General features: G+C 34.5%; 18 protein-coding genes. 9 read left to right on the top strand and 9 right to left on the bottom strand.

All coding sequences use genetic code 11. From position 1 onward, the window contains the following. Window positions 1–358 precede the first annotated feature (358 nt). The 8 genes from ACQKOG_RS03560 to ACQKOG_RS03525 all read left to right on the top strand — a co-directional run bounded on the left by ACQKOG_RS03560 (window position 359) and on the right by ACQKOG_RS03525 (window position 8953). Window positions 359–877, top strand: coding sequence for a sigma-70 family RNA polymerase sigma factor (locus ACQKOG_RS03560; protein ID WP_100543794.1), 519 nt, complete (start codon window positions 359–361; stop codon window positions 875–877). Continuing rightward, a complete protein-coding gene (locus tag ACQKOG_RS03555; protein WP_370080386.1) occupies window positions 870–1757 on the top strand; it encodes a DUF3298 and DUF4163 domain-containing protein in 888 nt (295 codons plus the stop codon). The genes ACQKOG_RS03560 and ACQKOG_RS03555 overlap by 8 nt, the downstream gene beginning before the upstream one ends. A 361-nt stretch (window positions 1758–2118) precedes the next feature. After that, on the top strand, window positions 2119–3243 hold the full coding sequence (locus ACQKOG_RS03550; RefSeq protein WP_370080388.1) for an endospore germination permease: 1125 nt from the start codon (window positions 2119–2121) through the stop codon (window positions 3241–3243). Continuing rightward, window positions 3243–4700 (top strand): spore germination protein, encoded by a 1458-nt coding sequence (locus ACQKOG_RS03545; RefSeq protein WP_370080390.1) that lies wholly within the window; start codon window positions 3243–3245, stop codon window positions 4698–4700. The genes ACQKOG_RS03550 and ACQKOG_RS03545 overlap by 1 nt, the downstream gene beginning before the upstream one ends. Next, window positions 4697–5851 (top strand): Ger(x)C family spore germination protein, encoded by a 1155-nt coding sequence (locus ACQKOG_RS03540; protein WP_370080392.1) that lies wholly within the window; start codon window positions 4697–4699, stop codon window positions 5849–5851. Before ACQKOG_RS03545 ends, ACQKOG_RS03540 begins: the two co-directional genes overlap by 4 nt. 902 nt (window positions 5852–6753) lie before the next feature. After that, window positions 6754–7515 carry a TerC family protein gene (locus tag ACQKOG_RS03535; protein ID WP_370080394.1) on the top strand — a complete coding sequence of 254 codons (762 nt, stop codon included), beginning with the start codon at window positions 6754–6756 and terminating at the stop codon, window positions 7513–7515. 187 nt (window positions 7516–7702) lie between these two features. Next, entirely contained in the window at window positions 7703–8335 is a 633-nt protein-coding gene (locus tag ACQKOG_RS03530; RefSeq protein ID WP_370080396.1) for a Bax inhibitor-1/YccA family protein, read from the top strand. Window positions 8336–8443: 108 nt separating this feature from the next. Next, window positions 8444–8953, top strand: a complete 510-nt coding sequence (locus ACQKOG_RS03525) for a ferritin (RefSeq protein WP_370044429.1) — start codon at window positions 8444–8446, stop codon at window positions 8951–8953. A gap of 51 nt (window positions 8954–9004) precedes the next feature. On the opposite strand, the gene ACQKOG_RS03520 is transcribed toward ACQKOG_RS03525, so the two are convergent. From ACQKOG_RS03520 to ACQKOG_RS03495, 6 genes are all read right to left on the bottom strand, one after another. Beyond that, window positions 9005–10312 (bottom strand): DUF4179 domain-containing protein, encoded by a 1308-nt coding sequence (locus ACQKOG_RS03520; protein WP_427445060.1) that lies wholly within the window; start codon window positions 10310–10312, stop codon window positions 9005–9007. Then, window positions 10313–10822 carry a sigma-70 family RNA polymerase sigma factor gene (locus ACQKOG_RS03515; protein ID WP_370080400.1) on the bottom strand — a complete coding sequence of 170 codons (510 nt, stop codon included), beginning with the start codon at window positions 10820–10822 and terminating at the stop codon, window positions 10313–10315. A 484-nt stretch (window positions 10823–11306) separates the two neighbouring features. Further along, complete coding sequence (locus ACQKOG_RS03510) at window positions 11307–12848, bottom strand: M56 family metallopeptidase (protein WP_370080402.1); 1542 nt, start codon at window positions 12846–12848, stop codon at window positions 11307–11309. 1 nt (window position 12849) lies between these two features. Continuing rightward, on the bottom strand, window positions 12850–13218 hold the full coding sequence (locus ACQKOG_RS03505; protein ID WP_370080404.1) for a BlaI/MecI/CopY family transcriptional regulator: 369 nt from the start codon (window positions 13216–13218) through the stop codon (window positions 12850–12852). Between the two features lie 875 nt (window positions 13219–14093). After that, window positions 14094–14516, bottom strand: coding sequence for a hypothetical protein (locus ACQKOG_RS03500; RefSeq protein ID WP_427445055.1), 423 nt, complete (start codon window positions 14514–14516; stop codon window positions 14094–14096). 237 nt (window positions 14517–14753) lie between these two features. Further along, the gene (locus tag ACQKOG_RS03495) at window positions 14754–16445 is read right to left on the bottom strand and encodes a M3 family oligoendopeptidase (protein ID WP_427445052.1); all 1692 of its coding nucleotides are present in this window, start codon (window positions 16443–16445) and stop codon (window positions 14754–14756) included. Between the two features lie 343 nt (window positions 16446–16788). Here ACQKOG_RS03495 and ACQKOG_RS03490 point away from each other — a divergent pair, with 343 nt between their 5' ends. Further along, window positions 16789–17397, top strand: a complete 609-nt coding sequence (locus ACQKOG_RS03490; protein ID WP_370080409.1) for a transglutaminase-like domain-containing protein — start codon at window positions 16789–16791, stop codon at window positions 17395–17397. Window positions 17398–17514: 117 nt separating this feature from the next. Here the strand turns inward: ACQKOG_RS03490 and ACQKOG_RS03485 are convergent, their stop codons facing one another. The 3 genes from ACQKOG_RS03485 to ACQKOG_RS03475 are packed head-to-tail and all read right to left on the bottom strand — an operon-like array spanning window position 17515 to window position 19638. Next, window positions 17515–18696: an iron-containing alcohol dehydrogenase gene (locus tag ACQKOG_RS03485; protein ID WP_427445048.1), complete on the bottom strand. Its 1182-nt coding sequence runs from the start codon at window positions 18694–18696 to the stop codon at window positions 17515–17517. Window positions 18697–18713: 17 nt separating this feature from the next. Further along, the gene (ahlS, locus tag ACQKOG_RS03480; RefSeq protein ID WP_370080413.1) at window positions 18714–19559 is read right to left on the bottom strand and encodes an AhlS family quorum-quenching N-acyl homoserine lactonase; all 846 of its coding nucleotides are present in this window, start codon (window positions 19557–19559) and stop codon (window positions 18714–18716) included. Continuing rightward, a complete protein-coding gene (locus ACQKOG_RS03475) occupies window positions 19516–19638 on the bottom strand; it encodes a hypothetical protein (RefSeq protein ID WP_370080415.1) in 123 nt (40 codons plus the stop codon). The genes ahlS and ACQKOG_RS03475 overlap by 44 nt, the downstream gene beginning before the upstream one ends. Window positions 19639–19662 lie beyond the last annotated feature (24 nt).

The raw sequence follows: 19662 nt of genomic DNA, 5'->3' as shown, positions 1-19662 counted from the left end.
CCAGCTACTCAGATGCTCTTCCTCCCCCAGCCAATTTTATTTGTAATTGTGACCAATTTACTCTTTCCCCTTTCTAAGCAATTGTAAAAGGATTATAATTTGCTATGATTTTTCACCACAGTAAAATGTACAGCATAGTGCAACTTTACCAGTGGAGGATTTCTTAATCCGCACTGATGATTATTACAAATCGATTTTTTACTGACAGTTATGCGGGGTAAATTACCAAGTACCAATGACTTATCTTTGAAGTTAACAAAAATAAGATAAGTTTTTTATGCGATAAACTTTTTTTCCCCTTTCACACGTCTAGTAGTTGTATACAATTTGAAAATGTTATAAAGGAGCTTCTTTGGACATGAAAACAAGAAATGCATTTCAACATGAAGAGGTGTTTGTCCAGTTAATTCGTGAACAGAAAGAGCGTTTTTATTTGCTCGCGTATAGCTATACGAAAAATGAACAGGACGCACTTGATGTTGTACAAGACAGTATTCAAAAAGCAATGCTTTCTCTAGATCGATTAGAAAATGTCGAGTATATGAAAAGCTGGTTTTACAAAATCGTCGTACGTACATCTATAGATTTTTTACGTAAGCATAAACGCTTACAAGTGACAGACGATGATACATTGCAATTTTTAACACCTGCACAAGAGGATGTCTACGAAAACGTTGATTTAGAACATGCGTTAGATGACTTACCCGTAATGTATCGTGAAGTTGTTATTTTACATTATTTTGAAGATTTAAAACTCGCTGATGTTGCAAATATCCTTAACATTAAGCTGAGTACTGCTAAATCACGTCTTTATAAAGCGTTAAAACTATTGAAAATACAGTTAGAAGATGTGAAGGGAGAAACAGCACATGGATGAAAAATTAAAAGAATTAGAAAAACAATATAATGAGGTATCTATCCCAAAGGAGCTTGATTTTGTGGTTGAAAACGCTTTAAAACAAGGTAAAAAGAAAAGAAAAAAACGAGCACCACAATGGTTACTTGGATCTGCGGCAGCTGCAATGCTTTTTACAGCTGGTTTAAATGTCAGTCCGGCAATGGCACGAACACTTTCAGATATTCCTGTTGTTGGTAGTGTCGTAAAAGTCTTAACTTGGACTGAATATGAAGTAAAAGAAGAAACGTATGATGCAGACATTAAGGTACCTTCTATCGAAAACTTAGAAAATAAAGATCTTGCTAATGCTTTAAATGAGAAATACCGTTCAGAAGGCAAAGCTCTTTATAATGACTTTATTGCCGAAGTTGGTGATTTAAAGGCTAACGGTGGCGGCCATCTAGGTGTAGATAGTGGCTACGACGTAAAAACAGATAATGACCAAATCTTGTCGATTGGTCGCTATACTGTCAATACAGTTGCATCATCTTCTACAACGATGCACTACGATACAATTGATAAACAAAATGAAATTTTAATTACACTACCAATGCTATTTAAAGACGATCGTTATATTAAATCGATCAGCGAAAACATTATTGAACAGATGCGTAAACAAGCTGCATCTGACTCAGATAAAGTATACTGGGTAAAAGGTGCAGGGCTTCCAGATGAAGAAGTTACGGACAACTTTACAGCTATTAAAGCAGACCAGCAATTTTATATTTCTGATAAAGGGAAACTTGTGATTTCCTTCGATAAATATGAAGTGGCACCTGGCTATATGGGCGTTGTAGAATTCGAAATCCCAACCGATGTCCTTAAAAAAGATCTTGTAAGCTCTAATTATATTCATTAATCATTTGCAATAAAGTGAAACCTAAATCCGTGGGGGTTTCTATATCCACGGATTATTAATCTTCACCAATCGGGCTTTTACGGGCAGTAAGTCTCTCACCTCACTTCTTTATGGGGGAGACTTACTGCCCTTTAAAATATAATTTTAAAAAACGAGGTATTTGAACCGTCAATTACCTCGTTTTTTTCTATAAAATATTTTTTCATGAACGATATCAATTATGCCTCGGCATAATTGTAGCTGTCGCTATCAACCGCTGAAAGAAGTTAAAAATCTCTATTCAGAGTAGTTTGTCATACTTATAATCCCCTCACTTTTTGTCTAAGCTAAAGTGTATCAATTAACGTTAGAGGGTTTTTATATGAAAGGTGTAGGATCAATTAGTATTTTACATGTTGTCTTCTTATCTATGACTGTTATCGGCTTAAAAAATCACGTGACAATTATACCCCCACTACTCGGCGTTGTAGGGAGAGATGGTTGGGCATCTGTTTTAATGGCCGCATTTATTATATTCTTCTGGCTATTTCTTTTAGTTTATATACAAAAAAAGACGAATCAGGAACCTATTAGAGACTGGTTAGATGGGGAAATCGGGAAAATGGGCTCTACAATTGTCATCTATATTATAGTTATTTTTTTACTCATTCTAGCTGCTTTTACGATGGTCGAAACATTGCAATGGGTAAACACTACGTTTTTACCTGAAACACCGGTCATTGTATTATTACTCATTTATACGATTCTTTGTCTTTTACTCGTTACAACAAGCTTACAAACCATTGTTATTTTAAATGTCTTTGTATTATTCGGTGTAATAGTCTTTGGTTTTTTCGTAGCATTTACAAATATACAGGTTAAAGATTACGAGTTATTACGTCCATTTTTTGAGCACGGATTCCAACCTGTTATAAAAGGGATGATTTACCCGGCATCAGGATTTATTGAATTATTAATGCTTATATTTTTACAGCACCAATTTAAAGAGCGCATTCGTTGGTATCATTTTGGCATCATGCTTATCATTTTAATGGGGCTTACTTTAGGACCACTAGTGGCCGCAGTTGCTGAATTTGGTCCAACCGAAGCTGCAAAACAAAGATATCCTGCCTACGAGGAATGGGGATTAGTATCGATTGGTCGCTATATTGAGCATCTTGACTTTTTCTCTATTTACCAATGGCTTACAGGAACATTTATACGAGTTAGCTTCATCTTATATATTATAGCAGATTTATTGAAGATGACTGGGGATCCGAAGCAAATATGGAAAATGATTGCTCCCCCCTTCTTTCTACTTTGTCTACCGCTAATTATTTTAAATGAAAACATATTTTTGAAGGTGAAAGGGAACTATATATTATCAATTACTTTTATTTTCTTTTTCCTTTTGTCCATATTTTTCGTACTAGTAGCTTTCTTTTCAGGTAAGTCTTCTAAAAAGGATAAACCTAAAAAACAAGAAATGGAAAGTGGTGAATCATAATGCCTCAGCAGGAGAAGGCGATAGACCTAAACACTTTAAAAAAACTATTTCAAAAATCAGCAGATATTCAATTTCAGGAATATACATTTAATCAAAAAAAGGTGCAATTCATTACCTGTGATGCGATGATAGACCAGCAACTGCTAAACGAAGTCATTATTCGGCGTATTCAATTTCTTTATGACAATTTAGCTGATACAACCTTTGAAGAAAATATTACACAACAACTTCATGTCCCAACTCTTCAAAAAATCAAAGATAAAGAAGAAGCCATTACCTTTGTATATACTGGGTTTCTACTGCTTTATTTTGAAGAGGAAGAACTTTTATACGCTAGTAACATTGCTAAAAAGCCCAATCGAAATCCCGAAGAAACGAGGATGGAGGTTATCGTTAAGGGGCCAAGGGATAACTTTATTGAAGACATCCGCGTCAACATTGCGCTATTGCGAAAACGTTTACCTACGAATTCATTTTGTGTAGAAAAAGTAGAGCTTGGTAAACGTTCGAAAACAACAGTGGCAATTCTTTATTTTGACGATATTGTCGATATGGATATTTTACACGGAATTAAAAAGCAACTGGCCGCTGTAGATACTGATATTGTCTTTAGTGGGGATATCCTGATGGAGCGAATTAACAAAAACTCGAAGCTTTTCCCAAAATTTGATTATACCGGACGACCTGATTATGCTATTCAGGCTCTAGTAAGAGGTCGTTTTCTCATTTTTGTCGATGGTGTAGCATATGCCGTCATCACACCTGTAAATTTATTTTTATTATTAAAATCCGCTGAAGATAATGAATATCCCATCGTTTTCAGTTCTATAGAACGGCTTTTAAGGATTACTGGCATATTAATTGGTTTGCTGTTACCTGCCTTTTGGCTCTCTCTGACGACTTATCACCAAAATCAATTGCCATTCCAACTTTTAGCAACAGTCGTCCAGGCAAAAACAGGTCTACCTCTCCCCTCCTCTCTCGAAATGCTAATAATGCTACTAATGTTTGAATTGTTTCGAGAAGCTGGCTTACGTCTGCCTTCTGTTATTGGAGGTACGATAAGCGTTGTTGGAGGTTTAATTATTGGTGATGCAGCCATTCGCGCAGGTGTGACAAGTCCAGAAATGATTGTAGTTATCGCGATTTCTACAATTGCATCATTTACCCTTGTCAATCAATCCCTTGTCACAACCATCAGTATATTGCGTATTACGTTCATTATTGCTAGTGCATTTTTAGGTTTATTTGGATTTTTCATCTCACTATACTTTACACTTCTTTACTTATGTAATATCCGGATTTATGGTTACTCTTACATGAATCTTGCCACAGATTTAAACTGGGCAACAATTAAAAAATCGATCTTCCGCTTATCACCAAAGGGCTACACTGAGCGCAATAAAGCACTTGCACCCCAGGATAACACGCGTACCTCAAGCAGGAAGAAGCAATGAAGAAAAAATTCATTTTACTTTCAGGCTTAGCTACTTCACTACTTCTTTCAGGATGTTGGGATATTAATGAAGCTCAAAGAATGTATTATGTAGATGGACTTGGTATTGATTATAAAGATGGTCAGTATGAAATATATTTGCAATTAATTAACTTCACCAATGTTGCAAAATCCGAATATCCTAATCCTCAAACAGTACCTGCAGAGGTTGGACAAGCGAAGGGAAAAACGTTGGAAGAAGCACTTTTTAAATTATTTCGATCCATTGACCAAAAAGTGTTTTGGGGGCATATGACATTTATAATTTTCTCCGAGGAAGCACTGAAAGATAAAAATGCCCTCTCCATTATAGACACTGTGTTGCGGTATAGGGAAACGAGGTATCAAATATGGACCTATTGTACTCAAGATTCTATAAAAGACATCCTTCTTTTAACGCCGATTTTGAATAAATCTCTTATATCATCAAAGCTTAGTACGCCTTTAGATACAGATGATCAAGAAACATTCGTTGAGCCTGTTAATTTCCGTAATTTAGTTATTGGCTTAAATGAACCAAATCACGAAATTGGTATCCCTTATGTAACGATCAATAAAAACTGGGAAACGGCAGAGCAACAAGGACAGGATACTACCTTTATAGGGGTCGGGGTTCTTTCAAAAAGTGGGTTTAAAGGCTTAATTAAGAATGATGCTGCAAGAGGCATGCAATGGATGCATAATAGAACGCACAGAGGTGAAATAACCTTTAAGTTAGATGACGAAACAGATTTTTTAACGGTAACATTGGAAAAAATAAAGGTAGATATTGAACCACTTGTTAAAAATAATCAAGTTACATTTGAAGTAGTTGTAAAATTAAATGCAACTTTAAATGGGTTAAAAACTAATGTTTCAGAAGATGAAATAAGAAAAAAGATTATAAAAGAAGTGAAGAAAGAAATTAGAACAACGTATAAAGAAGCATTAGCGAAAGATATTGATATTTATCGTCTTTCTGAACATCTATACCGAAAAAATGTGAAAGTATGGAAAAGACTAGAGAAGGATGGAAAGATCCCATTAACGCCCAGTTCTATTAGTAAATTAGAAATAGACGTTAACCAAGTAAATTCTGGCCGTAAAACATTTACGGGAACATTTAATGATTAAACTAAAAATATCCCCTTAAATGTACATAACTATTTAAGAGGATATTTTAATTTATCGACTCATCACCAAAAATTGCGGAATATATTTGTTAAAACATTTTCCAATTATCTTCATTCAGTAGAAAACTCCCAAAGGTGGTAAGATGAATGTGGATGTAGTTCCTTTTCAGTGGTTATTCAAACACCTACCGATTATAGAGGAACTCAGTCTAAAGAGCGCCACGTCCTGTGGCAATTGATTTGTGCGAAAGCGCAGCGACAGCAACAACAACACACGACTGAGTGATCAATATCGCACTAGCCCGGAAACTTTGCAGCGAGTGAAACGGCTCAGAACCGGACACCCCCATTGCCCAGTCGGAACGGAAATCAACCACATGTTATGGTGATGAGATAATGTATCAAATAACTTCCTCTTTTTGTTTATATATATCCCCTTTGAAATATCCTGCGCTATTGTCTTTATAGTTATTTATATACTGAATGCTTATTTTTATCCAATCCTCAAAAAATCATTTAAATAGAATACTGTAGAATAGCTTTTCCTAGCAACAACTTTCCGAACTTTTAACATAGCTTTACATTTTGATTTGCAATTGGTGATCAGCATGCTATAATTCATGTATAAAGAATTGAATAGCTTTTGACAATTATGTCAAAGGGGAGTAGCTAGCAGATGTGAACAAAGCATCTGATTTCACATTCGTCATTACATGGTTATTACCATCGGGTGTGAAGGCATATCTTGGCGTACAGATATTCTGTGCAACAACCAATTAATCAGCTTAGCAAGACCTTTGCCTATTTTTTAGGCATGGGTCTTTTTATTTTGCCTAAAAAAGCAAAGAATACGTTAAAGGCAGTTTATTCATTTCTGTTCAAAGTATAAAGGAGGAAATACACTTGGAGGCAATTTTACTAGAATACGCATGGGTCCTCATCGTATTAATTGTACTGGAAGGTTTATTAGCTGCAGACAATGCCGTTGTTATGGCCGTTATGGTTAAGCATTTACCAAAAAATCAACAGCAAAAAGCACTGCTATATGGTTTAGTGGGAGCATTTGTTTTTCGCTTTGCGGCACTATTTCTTATTACAACGCTCGTTAACTTTTGGCAAATTCAAGCTCTAGGTGCTGCCTATTTATTATTTATGTCGACGAAGCATATTTATGATTCCCGAAAAGCCAAACAAAATCCCGAGGAAATTCATGAGAATAAAAAACAATCTGGTTTCTGGATGACCGTACTGAAGGTTGAGTTTGCTGACATTGCCTTTGCCATAGATTCAATATTAGCTGCTGTCGCCATTGCAGTTACACTACCTCATATCGGAAATTTCGATGTTGGCGGCATTAATGCCGGGCAATTCGCCGTGATGTTTTTAGGTGGTATTATCGGTGTTATTATGATGCGTTTTGCTGCTCGTTGGTTCGTGAAAATACTCGATCAATTTCCATCACTTGAAACAGCTGCCTTCTTAATCGTTGGTTGGGTTGGTGTAAAGCTGGCTGTTCTAACATTAGCACACGAAAAACTAGGTATAATTCCACATGAATTTCCACACTCAACACTTTGGAAGGCCATTTTCTGGATTGTCTTAGTTGCAATTGCCCTTGGTGGTTATTTAGTTGGTGTGAAAAACCAAAGAAAAAATGTAAAATAATGCCCAAAAATATTACCCGGTCCTAGCGAAGGCCGGGTATTGTTTGTCTCACCAAACCAGGATACTTGGTACCCAGTGAGCACCACATTATGATAATAATACATATTTTTTATGATTGAATCTTTTTCAATGTTGATTCGTATGTTACTATATAAAAGTTATTTTACAAAAGAAAGGACTTTTCTATATGGCGTATGCTAAAAATCAAAACTTAAATAAAATCTTAAAACACTTTGCTTTTATGTGGGTATTAACAGTTGTCGGAATGTACATAGCAACATTATTACCTCCTGCAATTGTCATGCCAATATCCATTATTGCGCTTGTACTTCTGATCATTGTCATCTTTGTACGAAACCTGAAGCTTGCTAATTCCATTATGTATACAATCCCCTTTTTAATGGGAATTTTACTATTTTGGACAACACAATTTTACATTGCGGAGCTAGGACAACAGCTTGTTTTACTTGTTTTCGTAGCGACTGTAGCTATTTTTATTGTGTTAGCACTGATTGGTATGATGATGAATAAAGACATTTCCAATTGGGGAAGCTATTTATTCACCGTATTAATCGTCGTTATTGTATTTTCATTAATCTCTATGTTTATACCGGTTAGCAATATGGTCGGATTAATTATTGCAGGAATTACTGTACTACTTTTTAGTCTCTATACTGTTTATGACTTTAACCAAATCCGACATAATCACGTTTCAGATGCTGAGGTCGTTGGGATGGCTTTAAATCTTTATTTAGATTTCATTAATTTATTTATCAATCTTTTAGAAGTAATTTGGCGCATAAAAAAAATATTTGATTAAATTCCCTAATTGAGAATAAACATCAATTAAGTTTTGCAACATTGCCTTTTTTCGCTGTATACTATAAGAATAGCAGCAGGTATTTACTGCAAAGGGAGGAAAACTTTTATGTTATCTGAAAAACTACACACAGCACTAAACGAACAAATGAATTTTGAATTTTACTCTGCGCATGCTTATATGGCGATGGCGGCATATTGCACAGATCAAGATTACGATGGTTTTGCCAACTTCTTTTTAGTACAGGCTGAAGAAGAGCGCTTCCATGCGATGAAATTTTATAATTTCCTAAGTGATATGGGCTACCGTGCAACAATCCAAGGCTTCGATAGCCCAGATAATCATTTCGAGTCTATTTTACATGCCTTCAAAACTGCCCTTTCACACGAGAAAGAAGTGACTCGCCGTATTTATAATTTATCGGATATCGCTTTAGACGAACGCGAGCATGCAACAATGGCTTTCTTAAAATGGTTCATTGACGAGCAAGTGGAAGAAGAATCAACATTCGACACGTTAATCCGTAAAATTGAACGCATAGAAAATGATTCTAACGCAATCTTTATGCTTGACGCTGAATTAGCGACACGTTCATTTACACCAGATGCTGAAGCTTAAAATTTAATGTAAACAAAAAGAATCTGTATGAGCAGATTCTTTTTTGTTTGACTATTTCAATGGAATATCAACCGTTTGAGTTCCATCTAAAAAATTTTCATAATGTGAGAAATAGATGCGGACTGGATTGGCAACTCCCTTTATATCATATGTTTCTGTTTGTTCAATTACATAATCATCAGGTCTATGATAACTTCCTGAATTACTATAAACTGTTTCACCATTTGCATCTATTGCTGTACCAAGTAAACTGATATTTTTATTTTCATAAGAAGTTGGAACATTTATTGTTACCATGTGCTTATTAACTTGAACTTTTAAGCCAGAGAGAGGTGGTTTGGAAAGCACTTTCTTTTGATTAAAATCTACCTCGATAAAATCCTGACCTTTTGGCAATGCTTTTACTTTTCCAATGGATAATGTTAACTTTTTAGGCTCCCTAAAATAATTACTTTGCATAAAGAATGTTTCTTCGCCATCTATTAGATTACCTGTAGCTGTTAAGCCATTATTGATTGTCGTCCATTCCTCCCCTTTTTCATCCAATAGACGAATATCATCAAATCCTAAAATTCGCTGATCATTATGTGGATCGAGAGCGATTGTAACACCTGTACGGAGCGGTGAAATAGAGACAGACTTGATGGTGATTTGCTGTCCTTCAAAGCTCATTTTTTCATTCAATTCATAGGACTTCGTTTTCGCTATTGGCTTTTTAAGTGAGAATGGAATCGTAAACTCTGTTTGTTTTTCATCTGCAAATTGGATATATAATTCAAAATTAGCATTGTCATAATTTATAGGATTTTCAAATGAAAACTCAAATTTATCTTCAATTAAAGATGTTTCTTTTTCTCTATACCAGCTATAACTTATTCCAGCGGGTAATACCTCACCATTTAGACGGAGCTCCATTTTCTTAGTCTCTAAATCATGAACATCGAACGGCGCTGAAAATGTATAAGGCAAAATCATACCTGTTTCATCAGCAATAACTCCTTGAAGTGTAAATGATAAACCATTTTTCGTTTGTGACAGTCCTAGATCCTCATAATAGTTATTATGGAGTATATCTTTGACCCCTTTATCATACGTAATCATCTCAACTAATGGAGCAAAGCCTGGGATTTTTGCGATGGCACTAGCAAAAGCTGGAGATACACGAATAGACGTTACAAAAAGTAACAATAATGCACAAGTAACAACAATGCTTTTCCATGTACGTTGTCGATTACGCTTTTCTTTTTGGAAGCGTATGACACTGTTCCTACGCGACTCTTCTAATTGCTCATGTGGTATGTCAATTTTCGCTAGTTCTTTGACAAAAATATCATAGTCATGCTTTTCTACCTGTTTCATCTATAGCTCTCCCTTCTCCGTAAAATATAGTTTAAGTCTTTTCAATGCCGCATGTAACCTTGACTTCACAGTTCCTTCTGGAATATTTTGTAACATAGCAATATCTCGATTTTTATAATCTTGAAAATATTTTAGAAAAATAAGCTCTTGCTGCTCTTTTGGTAGCTTTGTAATAATATCTGTCATTTCAAAGCGCTCGTGATTGGGAGCGTTATCGCTGATTTCTATGTCTTCCTGGAAATCAAGACGTCTGCTTCTTTCACGCATATCATGGCAAATATTGAGTAAAATTCGGACAAGCCACGTACTAAAATAACCTGGTTCTTTTACGGTATGTATCTTTTTTAAGCTTCGATATGTAGCTTCTTGTACCGCTTCAATGGCATCATGCTCATTTTTTAAGTAGGCGAATGCCATACGGTACATCGTCTGTTCATATTGTTTTATTAGATGTAAAAAAGCATCTTCATCCCCAGCTATCGCACGCTTCACCAATGCTTGTTCATCCATCACATTCACTCCCTTCTACTTATTAGACAGTCGAGCTGCCAATTTCGTTCGATTTATTTTCAACAATTTAATCAATTGTAACAAATTTCATTTTTCATTATAATTCTGTATCCAAAACTACTTCATAGAAATATTAAAAAAGGCTTTTAAATGATTGTTGCTGTTAAAACATAAAAACAGAGTCAATCTACAAAATGTGTAGAATCAACTCTGTTTTTATGTTTGATATTTCGTAAATCGAATATTTAACTACAGCACCCCGTTAGCCACCCATGTAGCGCAAAAATTAGCACTTCACCATAGAAGATAAAAGATGATTAAGTTCTTTCAAGGGAGTTGAACAAGGTGAACACAACCTTTTAACTATTTCTACTTAGATTCGAAGGTGGTATCACATCCCTTAATATGTGATAGTTCGAGAGATGCTAAGTTTCTTAATAATATTAGGGAGAAGCCTACATCACTCAGCTATACAACACGATTTCTATGGTGTAGACTTCATATATCGTGGTGTAGTACCTATAGGATTCTGACTTGAGAAAGGCAGATGATCATTGTTCGTTACCCAGCCACCAAAACGAAATGTGAATTCCACTCGTGCGTCTGTATTCTGTGTATCAATATCTCGCATATAGTCTTTCAATCTATTTTCTAGGTAATTTGGTGTGATGAAATCTGCATATGGTATAGACTTTAACTCATTAAAAGGCAACAAATAGGCTTCGATAAGGGTATTGAGCTCATCATATTCAACAGGTGCTAGTAGCTCATAATCATATTCAATATGAATTACCGTTGTATATTTTTGTCCATTCTGTTTATGCACAATTTCAATCGGGTATCGGTATCTTGCTTCAGTTCCAATGACACCCGCTGAAAACACATCACGATAGAGCTCTTTGTTTATAGTAGGCTCAGGTGGCACAATTTTTCTATCCCCCATATTCTTTGGGTAAATAATAAATTTGTCTGATGCAAAGTTGCCTCTTGATGCACCATTTAAAATGGATTCTTTCATAAATGTTTCGTCTAAATAGTTCAACGGCTTACTGGAAATAGCAAATGCTGAACTGACAGCCATTCCACCTGTTGAAAGTAAAATTAATAGTGCCATCACAACGATTCCGGATTTCTTCTTACTCATATCCATAATGGAGAGTATTCTCTTTTTTAGAATTTGTGTACTCCCTAGAAAATTTGTAGATAAAACACCTTCTCCTCTTTTTAATTTCTCAGCATGTAGTATCGTCTGACTATACGTTTTTCTAAGTTGGATGTCAGTATTTTTTACTACTTCTTCATCACAAGCGTGTTCACAAAGGTTGTCCAGTTCTTTAGCGAATAGATAGAACAATGGATTGAACCAATGAATACTACTAATCAGCAATACAAAAGCTTTATACCATAAATCCTTTCGTTTTAAATGAACTAACTCATGCTTCAATATCATGTTTAGTTCTTCTTCTCGATAAGCATTATTAGGTAGCCAGATAGTATTTTTAGTAAATCCCACTAACATGGGGGAATGGATAAAGCTACATTCTTTCAATGCGATTTCCTTAGTGATATTCATTTCACTTTTAACTTTTTCAAGTAAATGAAGGGTTTTCGGTTCAGTTATCGTTTGCCCCCATCTTTTCACCATGTACATAAAACGATAATGTCTTACAAGATGAACTGCCAAAAATACAACGATTCCTAAAATCCAAATTATCATCACCATCTGCCAAACAGAAAGTGCTGTCACTGTATCTACAGATGAGGACACAAGCGTTATCTGACTACTGTTAGTTGGAACAGGTTCTTTAGATGGTACTTGCACCGATTCTGATAGATTGAAAACTGGGGTCGATATATTATTGATTGAAAATGGTAAAATAAAACCTGCAAGGATAGCGAACCAGCCATAATAAAGCCATCTAGCACTGTACCGTTTTAAAAGGGAAGGCGTTACAGCTATAAAGAGTAGTCCAATAAAGGACATAACTACTGATTTAAAGAATAAACCTACCATGATACTGTGCATATTAATCCCTCTTTTCTTCCACCCATTTAATTAATGAAGCTAAATCTTCATTAGAAATAGTATCGGATTTATAGAGTGTCCCCACTAAATTCATAAAGGAATTTTTATGGTAGAGCTTCATAAAATGCTCTGTTTCAAAACTTAGATAGGCATCTTTTTCTACTATAGGGTAATAAAATCTCTCCTTACCTTTTTTCTCACTGCGAAGAAATCCACGTTCAGTTAATCTTTGCATAAGGGATACTACGGTTTGGATCTTCCAACCTTTCTCATTTCCTATTTCTCTCATTATTATACCTGTAGTAATTGGAGGATTACTTTCCCAAACTATCCTCATAATCTCAAATTCTGCTTCAGGCAATTTTTTCATATTTACTCACCCCTTTCATTTAAGTCAATTGTCTTACTCGTATAATATATCTTTTTTGAAACAGCGTCAAATTTTGTTATAGATGGAGATATATTATTCAAATACCAAGGGTTATCCTAACAGTCATTGCATTCTCTGTTCCAAGTTGCAGAAATTCTCTATGGTGATGAAATTTATTAGAAAAACTTCCGAAATGCAAAGAATCAAGGGATAGAATAAATCAATTATTGTTGCTGTTAAAACATAAAAACAGAGTCAATCTACAAAATGTGTAGAATCAACTCTGTTTTTATGTTTGATATTTCGTAAATCGAATATTTAACTAAACCACTCGTTATTTTAAGTGTTACATTTCACATTTTGCACTAACGAAATTAGACCAAAACTATTCTCATCCTATTGGCAATATAAATGATATTACTAACTATTTTGTATTAGTTTATTACAGAACTTCCATTCAACACTAAGTGTATCCGTATTTCTTACCTCACCATCAGAGGTGATCACAAATTCACCTTGCTTTATGAATTCATATAGAAATACATTACCCAGAATTTTATTACTTACTAATATTCCAGAATCGTTTATTCTACAAATAGATTTTGGTCCCCCAGTTTGGCAATTCCAGAGAATAAATAGCCACTCATCTTCTTTGACATCCCTACTTAAATTATGAAAAATATGCCCTTCAGGACAGTTATATTGCCATACAATTTGACCCTCAAAGTCGTAGCAAGCAATTTTTTCATATGTGTTAACTACAAAATGTTCATCTAGGAATTCAACGCTTTTAGGATTGATTTTATCCTTAAATAGAACTTTATTATTGGTAACATCAATAAGTTGATCTTGAGAATCTTTTACAACAAACCTTTTTAAACCTCGTTGTCTGTAAAGATCCTTCTAACACCTCTTATTTGTTCCTTAGTAGAACCATCTCTTATATTTACTATCGTATAAGGACCTTGGCTACGTCCTAAACCGATAACTATTTCATCCTCTATTATTAATCTATCAACATCTTGTACTTTTGTAAGATCTTTGCGGTGCCACAATTTTTCTCCAGTTAATGCATCGTAAGCAGCAACACCTTTACGAGAGTACGCCGCTGTAACTACAATTGGACTAGGAAAAGGGATTAACAACATTCTTTGCCCACCAAAATCTAAAATAGTTTCAAATTCTGACAATTTCTTTTTGGTAGCCCATGACCAAAGTGTAACTTTCTTTTCGAATTCAGCTGTAACGAATAGATCCGAGCCTTCCACGGGAACATTAATATGTCTAATTTTATACATTTTCTCACCACAAGTTTATAAAATTGCTTACTCTTCTTGTTTATATAAGCCTTACTGAAATTGTACTATCTTTGTATAAGGAAGCAAAATGTAAAAATTAACAAAATGCTATTAGTTATATATAGATATTATCTTCAACTAATCTGCCCCGTTCGTTTAACTAAGAAGTTACTTGTTACTTTTATCAGATATTATAATTATTTTATATAGGGATTCTTTAATGGCATTTTGTCGTAATTAATCATTCTTACTAAACCATGTATCAATGGAATTTATCATATTTTCAAATGCTTCTTCTTTAAATGGTGAGGCGATTCCTGAATGATCAAGTAAGTCTAGGAAAGATAAACGTCCCCCCTGTTTGCATATGTCCATATATACATTCCAAGCAGTATAAATATCTTTTTGTGCGATTGACCAAATCTGCAAGGCACAAATTTGAGCCATTGCATAGTCGATATAGTAAAATGGAAATTTAAATAAATGAGTTTGTTGGTGCCAAAAGTTCCCTTTTTTTAAGTAAGAGTGATTGTAGGTAGTTTTATATGGCATATATTTTTGTTCAATTTCAATCCATTTTTTCTTTCGCTCCACTGATGATAAGTTAGGATTTGTATAGATAAAATGTTGAAACTCATCAATACTAGCCCTATAAGGCATTGCAAAGATAGCATCTTCTAAGTGTGAATATCTATAATTCATTGCGTCATCCCCAAATATTTCTTCCATGTAAGGCCAAATAAGAAATTCCATTGTAATTGAGCTAATCTCACAAGCTTCCTTAGTGGGAAGTATAAATTCTGGTATGTTGTTATTTTGGTTAAAAATAGCCATTTGGAATGCATGACCAAATTCATGTGCCAGTACCTTTACATCCTTTCTTGATCCATTAAAGTTTGCAAAGATATATGGTATCTTTTCATTACATAAATAAGTAGTATAAGCACCTCTTGCTTTATTTTCTTTAATGGTTAAATCCATATATTTATTCTCATGCATTAACTTGAAAATCTCACCAGGTTGATTAGATAATTGTTGGAAAATAGTTTTAAATTTTTCTATCATCCAATTAGAATCTCCTTTAAGGATAGCCTCTCCGGTTTTAAACCTCACTTCTTCATCATAGTAGGTTAAGTTCTCAATCCCAATCCCAATCCGAATCCGTTGCTTTTCCCTTAATTTCTCGGATATAGGAACCATATATTTCAAAATCATTTTTCTAAAATCAGCCACCTCTTGTTGACCATAGTCAACCCTAGAAAGTCTAGCATATCCAAGTTCCACAAAAGAATTGTAACCGAGCTCTTTTGCTATTTGCGTTCTTACTTGAATTAAAGAATCAAAAAGTTCATCAATTCTATTTTCGTATTGCTCCAATAGTTCATATTTTTTTTCAATAGCCTGCTTTCTAAGCATTCTATCTGGAGATGAAACAAATTTATCTAATTGAGATAGATTTCTCTCTTCTCCTTTAAATTCAATCTTGGCATTTGCCATCAATCTTGTATATTCACTTATAAGATTGTTCTCTCTTTTTAATTTATCAATAACTGATGAACCAATAGTATTTACATTAATTTCAGCAAGATTCAGTAATTGTTTTCCATACTTTTGCTTAATTTGTTCTTTAAATGTGGACCTTATTAAGCGTTCATAATAACTCGCTACAACTTTTTCATATACCGGCCAATTTTTATTGATAAACTTTTGCTCTTCTTGATAATTCTTATCTGAGGTATCTAATTGTGCTCTTATCTCCGCAATAGTCATCATTGTTAAAACATGATTTCTAAGCGAATTAATCTTATCTATTAGCTTAAATTGCTCTTCGAATGAGTTTACAGAGTCAAACTTTCCTAATAGTTCAAATACCACTTCTTCAAATTTTACGATGTTAGGCCTCTCATATAAAAGCTGATCAAAAATCATTGCCTTCCCCTCCCTTCGCATTCCATATTATGGTATATTATGTACAACAGAATAAATAGTCTTATAATTCAAAACAATGCGTGCTATAATAGCGATATAAGATAATATAAATACCATTAGCATATACAAAAGGTCTGCTTTCATAAAAGCAGACCTTTTTGTTTTCTTAGATATAGTTCGATTCAATCTACCCTCTATTTTATCTCCTCGGCAATGGTATATATCATTTTTCTAATTAAACTAAACTGTACCGTCAGTTGAAAAATATATACTAACCACCTATCTTCGTTGTATATTAATACTTAACCACAAATAAAAATTCAACAGAAAGGGTTGGTGGTTTATGGGTTTTGTATTTGAATCTGAAAATTTAGGTGATTATTTAATTGAATTAGATGTGGTTGATTACTCTAATTCAATTATTAAAGAAAAAATTGAGGAACTTTTTAAGTCAACTCAAACAGAAATTGAAAAAACAAAAATTGCTTTTGAATTTGTTCGTGATGAAATATCACATTCTTGGGATATTCAAGGGAAAAAAGTTACTTGTCACGCATCAGATGTATTGAAGTATAAACAAGGTATTTGCTATGCAAAATCAAACCTTTTGGCAGCACTATTACGCTCGCAAGGAATTCCAACAGGTTTTTGTTATCAGCGTTTAATGTTGTTTGATACTCCAGAAAAAGGCTATTCGATTCACGCTTTGAATGCTGTTTATTTAAAGTCCCATAATAAGTGGATACGATTAGATGCTCGCGGAAACAAAACAGGTGTTAATGCTCAATTTTCATTAGATGAAGAAAAATTAGCTTTTTCAATTAACAAGGAACTTAACGAAGAGGATTATTCTATTATTTTTGCAAAACCAAACCATAAAACCATTGCTGTATTAAAAGAGCATACTGATGCATTGGAAATGTATAAACATTATTTACCTGAAAGTATATAGTCATTTCACTAACAGGGACTTTAGTTAAATTTTCGATTCAAGAAATATCCAAACAATCTTTGAGAAAACAGTCTAAAAAAAGAGAAACGCCCGCAATCAACGTTTCTCTTTTATTCATTATAGTAGATGAGGTTCTCGAACTTCTCCATCAAATGCAGCTCGATAAATAGTATAGATATCTTCTCGCTTAAGCGGCATCGGACTACGTGCTAAGATTCTTGTTTGCTTTGTCGCATCACCAGTTAGTTGTTCCAGTGCTAATTCTGGTATATTGAATCCTTTTAATGTTGACGGAATATTAACATCGTGAACAAGTTGCTTTAATGCATCTACACATTTATAGGAAGCCTCTTCTTGCGATAAATACGCAGATGAAATACCCATTGCATCTAAAATATCTTTCATACGTTTTTCGCAACTTTGACGAATATAGCCCATTACATATGGTAATAGCACTGCGTTGGAATCTCCATGAGCAATATGGAACTGGCCACCAAGTGGATAAGCTAAAGCATGTACTCCTGCAACACCAGCATTAAAAAAGGCTAAGCCTGCCAAATAACTGCCATAACTCATATCCGAACGAGCCTGTTTATTCTGAGAGTCATGCACTGCAGTTCGAATAGAGCCACTAATTAATTTAATGGCTTGTAGTGCAAGTGCATCAGTTACTTCATTGGCATTTATAGAAACATAAGCCTCTATTGCATGTGTTAAAGCATCTACGCCTGTAGCAGCGGTCACTTTTGGTGGTAAGGAAATCGTTAACGCAGGATCTATAATGGAGACATCTGCTAATAAGTAATCATGTGTAACAACATCCTTAGTTGTTTCAAGTGATAGTACGGATATATTTGTCACTTCTGAACCTGTGCCAGATGTAGTTGGAATTAATATCTTAGGTAACCCTTTATTTTCAAGAGTTTTTGTTCCCGTTAAATTTAAGTAATCTGCCACTTTTCCATCATGTGTTGCTAAAACAGCGGCAAGTTTCGCTAAGTCTAATGCACTTCCTCCCCCTAGACCAATGACTAAATCAAAATGATGCTTTCTTGTAAAATCAACTAGTTTTTCACCAATTGCGAGCGGTGGCTCAGGAGCAATATCGGTATAAATGGTTGTAGAGTACCCATTGTCTTGTAAAGGCTTTTCAACATTATCTGTTAAACCTAACTCTTTTAAAAATGGATCAGTAATAATTAAAATATTTTTCACCTTTAATTTTTCTACTTCTGATAATAACTGGTTCAAACAACCCCAGCCTGTATAACTTGCAGGAGTAAAAGTTAATTTATGCATAATTGTTATGCTCCTATCTATTCATAATAACCTTCTGTCGATTTTCTAAAAGACTTAAATTGGGCAGAATCATGACCAAACCAAACTTGTGAATTTGTTTCATTTGCTAATCTTCTAATTCGTTCAACCGTAGAATTATAACCAACAGAATCATATAGTATTCCAGGTGGCTTGACAGGTGGCCCAAAGCTTTCAGCAGTGTAAATGGTATCTGAAGCTAAAATAATTCCACCCGTTTCTGGCATATTAATATGCAAACCTAGCATTCCCCATGCATGACCGCTACCAAAATTCAAAACTTGGATTCCTTCTGCAAGCTTCACATTATCCTCACCACGCTTAATTAAGCGCCATTGTAAGTTGTTCTTTATCCACATATCAATGTCACCCCAAATATATGCACCTTCTTTTACATTTCTTGCATATGTTTGTAAAGTTCCATTGAATTCATCTTCCTGCACAATTATTGTTGCATTCGTAAAAAGTTCTAAACAGCCTGCATGATCTAAGTGTAAATGTGAAGCAACAACATATTTAATATCTTCTGGACGCACATTTAACTCTTCCAAACGATGATGTAAATAGCATTCTTCTGGCATATTAATTGGGAATGCTTTTTGAGTAAATTCACCCCAGCGTCCTTCAGGTCCCATTGAGTTTGGGTTACAAGCTGTATCAAACAATATTTTTCCTTCTGGATGATCAATTAATACTGTATAAACTGGAAATTCTACAAATTCATTTGGCTGGTTTGGATGATCGATCGTTGCAGGGTTATGCATGGCAATCATATAGTTTTTATCCATTCGCATTGTTCCATTATCCATAACATACAATTTCGGATGCTGTTTGATTATGTTCATTTACAACCATCTCCATTTCTGAATCATTTGTGCCTCGGCGTAATTGTAGCTGACGCTTTGCTTTCACTACATAAAACATTTGTAGCCGACTCTTTGCTTTCGC

Origin of the sequence: Lysinibacillus sp. NPDC093216, assembly GCF_050280325.1 — a bacterium.
Taxonomy (GTDB): domain Bacteria; phylum Bacillota; class Bacilli; order Bacillales_A; family Planococcaceae; genus Lysinibacillus.
The sequence above is the reverse complement of the archived record's forward strand: the minus strand, read 5'-3'. Positions and strand labels throughout refer to the sequence as shown.

Bases quoted from the DNA above. Each gene is read 5' to 3' on its own strand.
- ACQKOG_RS03550 (WP_370080388.1), top strand. From the start codon at position 2,119: ATGAAAGGTGTAGGATCAATTAGTATTTTACATGTTGTCTTCTTATCT.
- ACQKOG_RS03555 (WP_370080386.1), top strand. From the start codon at position 870: ATGGATGAAAAATTAAAAGAATTAGAAAAACAATATAATGAGGTATCT.
- ACQKOG_RS03560 (WP_100543794.1), top strand. From the start codon at position 359: ATGAAAACAAGAAATGCATTTCAACATGAAGAGGTGTTTGTCCAGTTA.
- ACQKOG_RS03530 (WP_370080396.1), top strand. From the start codon at position 7,703: ATGGCGTATGCTAAAAATCAAAACTTAAATAAAATCTTAAAACACTTT.
- ACQKOG_RS03515 (WP_370080400.1), bottom strand. From the start codon at position 10,822: ATGGATGAACAAGCATTGGTGAAGCGTGCGATAGCTGGGGATGAAGAT.
- ACQKOG_RS03545 (WP_370080390.1), top strand. From the start codon at position 3,243: ATGCCTCAGCAGGAGAAGGCGATAGACCTAAACACTTTAAAAAAACTA.
- ACQKOG_RS03510 (WP_370080402.1), bottom strand. From the start codon at position 12,848: ATGCACAGTATCATGGTAGGTTTATTCTTTAAATCAGTAGTTATGTCC.
- ACQKOG_RS03500 (WP_427445055.1), bottom strand. From the start codon at position 14,516: ATGTATAAAATTAGACATATTAATGTTCCCGTGGAAGGCTCGGATCTA.
- ACQKOG_RS03520 (WP_427445060.1), bottom strand. From the start codon at position 10,312: ATGAAACAGGTAGAAAAGCATGACTATGATATTTTTGTCAAAGAACTA.
- ACQKOG_RS03505 (WP_370080404.1), bottom strand. From the start codon at position 13,218: ATGAAAAAATTGCCTGAAGCAGAATTTGAGATTATGAGGATAGTTTGG.
- ACQKOG_RS03525 (WP_370044429.1), top strand. From the start codon at position 8,444: ATGTTATCTGAAAAACTACACACAGCACTAAACGAACAAATGAATTTT.
- ACQKOG_RS03540 (WP_370080392.1), top strand. From the start codon at position 4,697: ATGAAGAAAAAATTCATTTTACTTTCAGGCTTAGCTACTTCACTACTT.
- ahlS (WP_370080413.1), bottom strand. From the start codon at position 19,559: ATGAACATAATCAAACAGCATCCGAAATTGTATGTTATGGATAATGGA.
- ACQKOG_RS03475 (WP_370080415.1), bottom strand. From the start codon at position 19,638: ATGTTTTATGTAGTGAAAGCAAAGCGTCAGCTACAATTACGCCGAGGC.
- ACQKOG_RS03490 (WP_370080409.1), top strand. From the start codon at position 16,789: ATGGGTTTTGTATTTGAATCTGAAAATTTAGGTGATTATTTAATTGAA.
- ACQKOG_RS03495 (WP_427445052.1), bottom strand. From the start codon at position 16,445: ATGATTTTTGATCAGCTTTTATATGAGAGGCCTAACATCGTAAAATTT.
- ACQKOG_RS03485 (WP_427445048.1), bottom strand. From the start codon at position 18,696: ATGCATAAATTAACTTTTACTCCTGCAAGTTATACAGGCTGGGGTTGT.